General features: G+C 72.8%; 10 protein-coding genes. 3 read left to right on the plus strand and 7 right to left on the minus strand.

Going from position 1 to position 9,878, the window contains the following annotated elements:
* Positions 1 to 140: 140 nt before the first annotated feature.
* The 7 genes from FGW31_RS07820 to FGW31_RS07855 all read right to left on the minus strand — a co-directional run bounded on the left by FGW31_RS07820 (position 141) and on the right by FGW31_RS07855 (position 5,810).
* Positions 141 to 578, minus strand: coding sequence for a hypothetical protein (locus tag FGW31_RS07820; RefSeq protein WP_142192637.1), 438 nt, complete (start codon positions 576 to 578; stop codon positions 141 to 143).
* A 94-nt stretch (positions 579 to 672) separates the two neighbouring features.
* On the minus strand, positions 673 to 1,392 hold the full coding sequence (locus FGW31_RS07825) for a GNAT family N-acetyltransferase (RefSeq protein ID WP_142192638.1): 720 nt from the start codon (positions 1,390 to 1,392) through the stop codon (positions 673 to 675).
* A 300-nt stretch (positions 1,393 to 1,692) separates the two neighbouring features.
* Positions 1,693 to 2,040 carry a putative quinol monooxygenase gene (locus FGW31_RS07830; RefSeq protein WP_142192639.1) on the minus strand — a complete coding sequence of 116 codons (348 nt, stop codon included), beginning with the start codon at positions 2,038 to 2,040 and terminating at the stop codon, positions 1,693 to 1,695.
* A gap of 103 nt (positions 2,041 to 2,143) precedes the next feature.
* Positions 2,144 to 3,169, minus strand: a complete 1,026-nt coding sequence (locus tag FGW31_RS07840) for an NAD(P)-dependent alcohol dehydrogenase (RefSeq protein ID WP_142192640.1) — start codon at positions 3,167 to 3,169, stop codon at positions 2,144 to 2,146.
* Entirely contained in the window at positions 3,166 to 3,960 is a 795-nt protein-coding gene (locus tag FGW31_RS07845; protein ID WP_142192641.1) for a metal-sulfur cluster assembly factor, read from the minus strand. Before FGW31_RS07845 ends, FGW31_RS07840 begins: the two co-directional genes overlap by 4 nt.
* 1 nt (position 3,961) lies before the next feature.
* Positions 3,962 to 4,960, minus strand: coding sequence for an amidohydrolase family protein (locus FGW31_RS07850; protein WP_142192642.1), 999 nt, complete (start codon positions 4,958 to 4,960; stop codon positions 3,962 to 3,964).
* Positions 4,961 to 5,015: 55 nt separating this feature from the next.
* The gene (locus tag FGW31_RS07855; RefSeq protein WP_142192643.1) at positions 5,016 to 5,810 is read right to left on the minus strand and encodes an acetoin reductase; all 795 of its coding nucleotides are present in this window, start codon (positions 5,808 to 5,810) and stop codon (positions 5,016 to 5,018) included.
* Positions 5,811 to 6,028: 218 nt separating this feature from the next.
* Here FGW31_RS07855 and FGW31_RS07860 point away from each other — a divergent pair, with 218 nt between their 5' ends.
* From FGW31_RS07860 to FGW31_RS07870, 3 genes are all read left to right on the plus strand, one after another.
* A complete protein-coding gene (locus FGW31_RS07860) occupies positions 6,029 to 7,918 on the plus strand; it encodes a sigma-54-dependent Fis family transcriptional regulator (RefSeq protein ID WP_142192644.1) in 1,890 nt (629 codons plus the stop codon).
* A 222-nt stretch (positions 7,919 to 8,140) separates the two neighbouring features.
* Complete coding sequence (locus FGW31_RS07865) at positions 8,141 to 9,370, plus strand: NAD(P)/FAD-dependent oxidoreductase (protein ID WP_142192645.1); 1,230 nt, start codon at positions 8,141 to 8,143, stop codon at positions 9,368 to 9,370.
* A 17-nt stretch (positions 9,371 to 9,387) separates the two neighbouring features.
* Positions 9,388 to 9,878, plus strand: a 491-nt coding sequence (locus FGW31_RS07870; protein ID WP_185907421.1) for a sigma-70 family RNA polymerase sigma factor, incomplete at its 3' end; no start/stop codon positions are given.

Here is a 9,878-nt window from a genome sequence, read left to right on the forward strand (position 1 = left end):
CGAGTGGTGGACAGCGCTCGGCACGAGCGGGCGGGCGGCATCACCCGGGGTCGGGCGCACGGCGGTCCTGCCGTGCGAGCGGCCCGCGTCCGGTCGGGTCCGGGCGGCGCGCGGCGCGCGGGAACGCGCGGGCGCTCGGCCTACATCCGCAAGCGGTCGAGTACGGACGGCGCTGTCGGCGGGGAGAGCCCCGAGATCACCACGTCCCGGCACACGTCGGCCCACACCGTGGGCGGTGTTTCGGCCGGCGGTCCGACGGCCCAGAGCACGATGTCCGTCGCCTGCGCGAGGCGCAGGTCCGGCTGGGCGACGAAGACCTTCCTGCACGGTGCGGGACTGCCGGGTGCCTCACAGCGGGAGGAGCCGTCGCGCGCCGTCTCGGCCGCGCCGCCGGCCTCCTCGGCGGTGACGTCCGTCGAGGCGGTCGCGATCACCCGGCTCTGCTGCGCCGCGGCGTCGGCGGGGTCGACGTAGGACAGTGCACGTGTGCCGCACGCCCACGCGCCCACGACGAGGAGCAGCGACAGCAGCGCGAGGAGGCGGCGGCGCGCTCCCGCGTGTCGCGTCGTCGCGGTCACCGCCCGGCTCCCGGAGGCTCCGGAAGGAGTCGGCAGCGCCTCGCACCGCACCCGGCCGCCACCGGGCCGGCGGCCCGCCCGGGCCCCGTCACCGTCATGGCGTGCGGAACCCCCGGAACGTCACCTTCCTGCGGGTGGTGAAGCCGAGCCGCTCGTACAGCGCGATCGCGCCGGTCTTCGCCTCGGCCACGTGGAGGAAGGGACGCTCGCCGCGGGCCACGATCCGCGCGACGAGCGCGGCGACCAGGCGGGCCGCGTGGCCGCGTCCGCGCGCCTCGGGAGCGGTGCAGACGGCGCTGATCTCGGTCCAGCCGGGAGGCTTCAACCGCTCCCCCGCCATGGCCACCAGTACGCCGTCGTCCTGGACGCCGAGATAGGTGCCGAGTTCGTGGGTGCGCGGCCAGAACGGGCCCGGCGAGGTCCGCGCGACCAGCCCGAGCATCTCGGCGACACGGTCCGCGCCCAGTTCTACGACGCCGGTCTCGGCCTGCGCGGGGAGGTGGCCGGGCCGTGCGGTGCCGGACCAGATCATCTGACGGCCCTCGAGCGTGAAGACCGGCTCCCAGTCCGGCGGTGGAACGGCCGGGCAGGAGAACATGTCGGCGAGTTCCCCGGGGCCGAGCAGCGCGGCCAGATCGTCCCACTCCGCCGCGTCCGGACCGACGGACACCGAGGCGAAGGTCGCCACTCCCGGCAGGTAGGTGGCGGCCCGGCCGAGTCGGCGGGCGAGGTGCGCGTGCCGGCCACGCAGCGCCTGCCCCACCGGATCGTCGAGTGCGGCCGTGTCCCGTCCCGCCAAGGTGCTGTCCGTCATCCCGGCACATTCTTCCACCGGCCCCGACGGCTCACGCAGCGGCCCCGCCGACGCCGTCCCGAGCCGGCGGCCAGGGGAAACGGCGGGCGGCGGGCGATGCGCACGTGTCCGTGCGCGTCCGGGAGTCGCCGACGGCCCCGGCCCTGACCCGCTCGCCGTGCCGGAGCGGGGCTCACGCCGCACCGACGCGCGCGCCCACGCCCACGCCGACGCCGACGCCCACGCCGACGGGGAACGTCGTCGGCCTGCCGTCGAGCGCGGCAGGCCGACAGGCGTTCCCCTCAGCGGTCACGGCCCTCGTCAACCGCCGCGCACCGTCTCGCCGTTCCGTACCGTCATCTCGCCGAGTGGTGACCAGTCGTCCTGCGGCACCTTCACGTTGACGATCCTGGGCGTCTCCACGAGGTGCGGCGGCAGGGTCCGCTGCGCCTCCTCGAAGTGCGCCGAGCCCACGTGCGCCGCACCGGCCTCGTCGTCCCGGAAGGCCTCCACCAGCACGTACTCCTGCGGGTCCTCGACGCTGCGGGACCAGTCGAACCACAGGCATCCCGGCTCGGCGCGCGTCGCCCGGGTGAACTCCTCGACCACCTCGGGCCATTGGTCGGCGTACTCGGGACGGACACGGAACTTCACGGTGATGAAAATCAAGGCGTCACTTCCTTCGTCACGTCCTGCGCCGCTTCCTGCGCCGCTTCCTGCGTCGCTCGCTGCGAGGCTCGCTGCGCCGCTTCGTTCGTCGTCCGGGGCGGGGTCACGGGGTGAGGATCGCCCGGCCCCGGATCCGGCCGCCGGCGAGATCGTCCAGGGCGTCCTGGAAACGGTCGAGCGGGTACTTGACGGTGTGCAGGCGCACGCGGCCCTGCGCGGCGAGGACCATCAGTTCGCACAGGTCGTTGTAGGAGCCGACGAGGTTGCCGATGAAGTTGATCTCGGCGGAGATGATGTCGATGGTCGGGACGTCGATGTTCTCGCCGTAGCCGACCACGTGGTAGTCGCCCGCGCGGCGCAGCATGCCGACGCCGTCCCGGGTGGAGCCGCCCTCACCGACGAAGTCGATGACCGTCTCCGCCCCGTGACCGCCGGTCAGTTCGCGTACCCGGTCCACCTGGCCGCCGTCGGCGACGACACCGTGGTCCGCTCCGGTGGAGACGGCCAGGGCCACCGCGTCGGGACTGCGGTCCACGACGACGATCTCGGCGGCGGTAAGGGCCTTGAGTACCTGGACACCGATGTGCCCCAGCCCGCCCGCGCCGATCACCACGCACCGGTCACCGGGCCGCAGCCTCCGGGCCGCCTTGGCCGCGGCGTGGTACGCCGTCAGCCCCGCGTCCGCGAGCGCCGCGACATCGGCCGGCTCCAGGGAGTCGTCGATCCGTACGACACTGCGCGCGGAGGTCCTCAGGTACTCGGCATAACCGCCGGCCGTGTCGATACCGGGGAAGAGGCTGCTCTCGCAGTGCACGTCGTCACCCGCCCGGCACGCCCGGCACAGTCCGCACGTGATCAGCGGGTGCACGATGACCTTGTCACCCTCACGGACATGGCTGACGGCGCTGCCGACCGCGTGGACCCAGCCCGCGTTCTCGTGCCCGATCGTGTAGGGCAGCGCCACACCGGACTTCTGCGCCCACTGCCCCTCCAGGATGTGGATGTCGGTGCGGCACACACCGGCGCCGCCGATGCGGACGATCACGTCGTACGGGCCGGTGATCCGGGGTTCGGGGACCTCGGCCATCTTGAGGTCCTGGCCGTAGCCGACGACCTGAACTGCTTTCACGAGACGTTCTCCTTCGACGGGACGACGAGTGGGATGGGCTCGCCCGCGCGCACGGGCCGGCCGGGCGTCGCCACGTCCCCGGCGCGCGGGGACTGGTCGGCCGCGGACTCCGGGTACCGGGTGCGCAGCAGGCCCCGGCAGAAGTGGGCGTTGCCGTCGATCGACACCCGCACCGCACGGGCGAACCGCAGCCGGAGCGGGATCTCCGCCGGTGGGAAGCGCCGCCCGTCCTCGTCCACCAGGACCGGTTCGGACGGTGCCACGCCGAGTCCGAGCGCCGCGCGCCGCCGCAGCAGCGCACGGGAGGCCGCCGCGTCGGGGAGGTCGCCGAGCACCACACCGTGGAGGTCCTCCTCGGTGAGGTCCGGGTTCTCGCGGAGCAGGCCGGCCAGCGCGCGCTCCATCGCCGCCGCATGCGCCTTGCGGCGGAACGTCAGCCGGAGCTCCTCCAGGTCCTTCTCCGCCTCCGCCCCGAACGTCCCCCGGTAGCCCGCGTCCGCGGCCAGCCCCTGATTGATCAGGTCCGAGTCGTGGTGGTCGTCGAGCAGCACCACGACCTCGCGCGTCCAGGGCAGTGCCGTGAGCGCGTCCTTGGCGTCCGAGGCCATCAGATAGGCGAAGTTCGGCGAGCAGAACGAGGTGGGGAGCCGGAGACGGACGGTGAGCGCGCCGTCGCCGGTCACCGTGACGGAACGGACGAAACCGAGGTCGGTGATCGGCTCGTCCAGCTCCGGGTCGAGGACCGTGTCCAGCGCCGCGCGGGCGGACCGCTCCCGGGCGTCGGCGGGCATCTCAGGCCACCGCCGGTTCGTCGACGCCCAGCCCGGCCGGCACCTCGATGCCGTACATGGCGGCCGCGTTCAGCCCGAGGATCTTCTTCTTCTGCGCCAGGGTGATCGGCGCGTATTCGGTCATGTCCTCGGGGATCTGGAAGTCGACGAACCGCTCGATCAGCCACCGGGGCGTCCACAGCGCGTAGTCGCTGGAGAACTGGATGCGGTTCTCGTCCAGCCAGTACAGCAGTTCACCGATGATCTGCGCGAAGTACCGCGGCCGGCTGTGGATGAAGGGCATCGCCACCGCGAGACCCGCGTGCACATTGGGCTCCTGCGTGGCGATCCAGCAGAAGTCCTCCAGGCGGGGCAGGCCACAGTGCTCCACGACGAAGTTCATCTCGGGGAACCGTGTGGCCGCCTTGTCGACGTCCGCCACGTCGAACGCGTCCCGGTCCAGCGGCCGGATCGTCGGCCCCTTGTGGATGTGGATGTTGGTGATGCCGAGTTCCTGGCACGCCTCCAGGTAGCGGTACGTCCACGGGTCGTCGAGCTTGTAGCCGCGGCTGTCGCCCTTCCACTCGGCGGTGTACAGCTTCACGCCCTTCAGTCCGAACCGCTCGGCGTCCCGCCGCAGCCGGTCGAGCCCCTTCTGCTCGTACCGGGGGTCCCAGGAGTGGTTGTACGTCAGCTTGTCCGGGTGCCGCCGGGCCAGCGCGTGGGCCTCCTCCGTCCGCCCGAAGCCGTTGCGGTAGAACGCGCCCAGCCGGGCGGGCTGGAAGATGGCGTGGTCGACGTACCCGTCGACGAAGAGGTCCTTCATCAGACGCTCGCCGCCGTAGTAGAGGTACTCCTCGTACGGCCACAGTTCCGATTCCGGGCTCAGATTGCGGTGGTAGTCGTAGAAGCAGTCGATGAACTGCTTGCCGTGGATGTTCAGCTGGTTCTCGGGGCGCGCGTCCCAGAGCGCGACGTGCGCGTCCACGATGAAGTAGTTCTCGCCGTCCTTGGAGTACATCTCACTCCTCGATTCCCGATGGATGGTTGACCGAGTGGGTGCTCGACGGCCCGCGTCAGGAGAACTGGATCCCGCCGTCGATCATCACGGACTGGCCGGTCATGTAGTCCGAGTCCCGCGACGCCAGGTACGAGACGAAGGACGCGACGTCCGCGGGCTCCTCGATCCGGCCGAGCGCGATCGCCTCCGCGTACTTCTTGATGGCCCGGCCCTTCTCCAGGCCCTCGGCCTGAGCCAGCCGCTCGTCGATCAGGTCCCACATGTCGGTGCCGACGATCCCCGGGCAGTACGCGTTGACGGTGATGCCGTGCCGCGCCCACTCCATCGCCGCGGCCTGGGTCAGCCCGCGTACGCCCCACTTCGACGCCGAGTAGGCGCCGAGCAGCGCGAACGGGCGGTACGCGACGATCGACGCCGCACCGATGATCTTGCCGCCGCCGCCCTGGGCGATCATCTGCCGGGCCGCGGCCTGGTAGGAGAGGAAGACGCCGCGCAGGTTCACGGCCATGATCTGCTCGAACTCGTCGAGCCCGGTCTCCAGCAGCGGAGTGACCCTGGCGATCCCGGCGTTGGCCACGAACACGTCGACCCTGCCGAAGCGGCCCGCGACCTCCTCCACGAGCGCGTCGGTCTGCTCCTTGCTGGTCACGTCGGCGTGCACGGCGAGGGCCCGGCGGCCCGTCTTCTCGATGCCGGCCGCCACCTCGCTCAGCTCCTCGCCCATGGCCGGGAGGTCGGCGACGGCCACATCGAGGCCGTCGCCGGCCAGCCGCTCCGCGATGCTGCGGCCGATGCCGCGGGCGGCGCCGGTGACGATCGCGGTACGGGGTGCGGTGCCTGCGGAAGTCATGGGTGCTCCTGTGGTCGACGGTGAGCCGCCGCACCCTGTGCGCGGCGCCGACCATCAGCGTGGGGGCGGGGAGCGCCGTCGAGTTTTTCAATGTGGAACACACCCGGAGCCGCCCCGGATCAGGGCGCGGCGAACGCCCGGAAAAGCCGTACGGAACGACCCGTTGACAGGTGCAAACGCGTTCGTAATATGGCGGAAACACGCTCATCGGAGGCGCCATGCTCAGTGACGGCACAGCGCGGGACCGGGACATCGCACGAGCGCGCCTGCAGTTCCTCGAGAACGAGGACCCCCCTCCGACGATCGTGCCCGAGGGCATCCGCAACTCCTGGCGGCGCTGCAAGTACCTGGGGATCGGCACGGACGAGGTGGTCGTCCCGTACCAGCCGGACTACGACCGGGAGAGCCGCCTGGTGCGCGCCGCCGCGCCGATCATGGACCGTCTGGAACGGGCGCTGGCCGGTTCGGACGCCTGTGTGATCGTGACCGACCGGGAGGGCTGGGTGCGTGACCGCCGTGTCGGGGAGAAGCGGCTGTCGGCGCACCTGGACCGGGTCCACCTGGCGCCCGGCTTCAACTACGCCGAGCAGTTCGTCGGGACGAACGGCATCGGGGTCGCGCTGGAGGAGCGCCGGCCCAACGTCGTCCTGGGCACCGAGCACTTCAACGAACGCCTGCAGAACGTCTCCTGCGCGGCCGCCCCGATCCGCAACTCGGTCACCGGGCGCCTCGCGGGAGCCATGAACCTGACCTGCTGGAACGGACCGTCGCGCACCCTCATGGCGGCCCTGGTGCAGGAAGCCGCCGCCGACATCGAGCGCGTGCTGTACGAGTCCAGCAGCTCGCACCAGCGGGCCCTGCTGGAGGCGTTCCAGCAGGCGACCCACTACGGTGACCGGCCGGTGCTCTGCCTCGGACAGGACCTGGTGCTCGCCAACTCCGCCGCCAGTGCGCGGCTCACCGGTGACGACCACCGGCTGCTGCACCGGGCCGCCGACGAGCTGGGGCACGCTCCGCGCAGCCGCAAGGAAGTGCAACTGACCGGCGGGACCACGGTGTTGATGCGTTGCCGCCGGGTCGACAGCCCGGCGGGCGCCGCCGGGTACCTGCTGGAGCTGGCCTTCACGGACGGCCCCTCCGACCGCGACCGCTCCCCTTCCGGCACTCGCTCCCGTACCGGTGCCCGCTCGGGATCCGGCGCACGCTCCGGGTCCGGTGCTCGCTCGGGTTCCGCTGCTCGTTCCGGCTCCCGTGCGGAGCGGGACGCCACCCGCCCGTGGCCGCTGCCGGGTCTGGCCGGGACGGACCCGGCGTGGAACACCGTCTCCCGCACGGTGTCGCGCTGCGCCCGCGACCGGACACCGCTCCTGCTGCACGGCGAGACCGGGACGGGGAAGTCGGCCCTGGCCCGTGCCGCGCACGCACTCACCGGCGCGGCCTCGGCGCCCCTGGTCGTGGACGCCCTGGACCCGCAGGCCGCCGACGCCGGGGCCGGGGCCGGCCTGCCGGCGGTCCTGCGCGCGGCTCCCGCCGGGCCGGGCCGGGCTCTGGTCCTGCGGAACGTCGACGCCGTCACCCCGGAGCAGGGGCCCGCCGTCGCCCGCGCCCTGGAGGCCGCGGCGGCACAGGGCACCTGGATCGTCGGCACGCTCCACCGCGCACCGGGCGTACCGGAGCCGCTGAGGCGCTGTTTCGTCGAAGCGGCCGCGGTCCCCGCGCTGCGGCACCGCCTCGCGGACCTTCCGGCGCTGGTCGACTGCCTGCTGCGGCGCATCGGCGCGGGCGTGGAGTGCGCGCCGGAGGTGCTGCCGCTGCTGCGCCGGCACGACTGGCCCGGCAACGTCCGCCAGCTGAACGACGTGCTCGGCCAGGCCGCCGCGGGCCGTCGCACGTACCGGATCGAACTCCGCGACCTGCCGCCGTTCCTGCACAGCGCGGGCAGCCGGAGGCTGAGCGCCTGGGAGGCGTCCGAGCGCGACACCCTGGTCCAGGCCCTGCTGGAGACGGACGGCAACAAACTGCTGGCGGCCCAGCGGCTCGGCATCTCCCGCACGACGATCTACCGCAAGATGCGGGCCTACGGCATCACCCTCCCGACCCGCCCCTGAGACGGCCCGGGCCCACCGCCGGACGGACGGCAGGGCACCACCGTCCACCGGCACCACCGTCCACCGGCACGACCGTCCACCGGCACGGCCGGTCGGGGCCCTCCTCCGGCACACTGCCCGCTCCCACCATCATGTGACCTACGTCACACACGGTTCCTGTCAGCAATCGGGGCGCTGTCCCGCTCAACCCACAGGGAGCAAGCGAACCGACAGGAGCCCCACATGAAGCACCGCATCGTCGTCATCGGCGCCGGCTACGCCGGGACCCACGCGGCCGGGCACCTGGCCCGCCGACTGTCCCCGGCGGACACCGCAATCACCGTGGTCAACGCCGAGCCGGACTTCGTCGAACGGCTGCGGCTGCACCAGCTCGCGGCCGGCCAGGACCTCCCGGCACCGACACTCGCCGACGTCTTCGCGGGCACGGGGATACGGCTGCGCCTCGGCCGTGTCACCACCGTCGATCCCGAGCGCGGGATCGTCACCGTGGCCGACGCCGACGGCGGCGCCGAACTCGCCTACGACACGCTCGTCTACGCGCTCGGCAGCCACGTCGCCGACCACGGCGTCCCCGGCGTGGCCGAGCACGCCTTCGACGTCACCGGCCGGCCCTCGGCGCTGCGGCTGCGCGAGCACCTGGACGGCCTGGGCCGGCGGGGCGGAGGCGGGAGGGTGCTGGTCGTCGGCGACGGGTTGACCGGCATCGAGACCGCCACCGAGATCGCCGAGTCCCGGCCCGCACTGTCGGTGGCGCTGATCGCCGACGGCGAGCCGGCCGCCCGGCTCTCCCCCGGCGCCCGCAGCCACCTGCGCCGGGCCTGCGACCGGCTGGGCATCACCGTCCTGGAGCACACCCGGGTCGAGGCCGTCGAAGCGACCCGGGTGCGGTGCGCCGACGGCACCGTCCTGGCGTCCGACGCGACCGTGTGGACGGCCGGGTTCACGGTCGACCCCATCGCCGCCGCCGGCGGTCTGGAGGTCACCGACAGCGGACGCATCGTCGTCGACCGCACCATGCGGTCCGTCTCGCACCCGAACGTCTACGCCGTCGGCGACAGCGCCTACGCCCTCGGGGACAACGGACTGCCGCTGCCGATGTCCTGCGCCACGGCCGGCTACACCGGCCGGCAGGCCACCGAGGCGATCGTGGGACACCTCACCGGCCGCAGGATCGAACACGTCAAGCTGTCGTACGCGGGCAACCACATCAGCCTCGGACGGAAGGACGGGATCCTGCAGATGGTCGACGACGAAGCACGGGCCAAGCCGACGTACGTGGCGGGCCGGAAGGCCGCGCGCATCAAAGCGGGCATCCTCGCGATGTCACGGTGGGCCGTCTCGCACCCGACGTTCGGCATGCCCACCCGCAGGCACCGCCTGGCCGCCACGGCGGGCACCGCCCCGGCCGGCTCCGCCGCACCGGACGCGGCCACCGAGACGACGACCGCGTAACAGCCCGGGGGATCCGCGTGGACGACACCACCACCGACCGCTTCGACACCCGCCGGTTCGAGGCCGGCCGGGACCGGCTGGCCTCGCTGGCGTACCGGCTGCTGGGCTCCGCCGCCGACGCCGAGGACGCCGTCCAGGACGCGTTCCTGCACTGGCAGGCCGCGGACCGGCAGCGGATCGCGGTGCCCGAAGCATGGCTGACCAAGGTCGTCACCAACCTGTGCCTGGACCGGCTCCGTTCGGCCCGGGCCCGCCGTGAACGCACCGCCGGCGCATGGCTGCCCGAACCCCTGCTCGACGGCGACCCGATGCTAGGCCCGGCCGACACGTTCGAGCAGCGCGAATCGGTGTCCCTGGCGGTGCTCACCCTCATGGAGCGCCTCTCGCCCCTCGAACGCGCCGTCTACCTCCTGCGCGAGGCGTTCTCCTACAGCCACGCCGAGATCGCCGACATCCTCGACATCACCGAGTCCGCAAGCCAGCAGCACCTCCACCGGGCCCCCCCGGC

The sequence above is a fragment of the Streptomyces calvus genome (assembly GCF_006782915.1).
GTDB lineage: Bacteria > Actinomycetota > Actinomycetes > Streptomycetales > Streptomycetaceae > Streptomyces > Streptomyces calvus.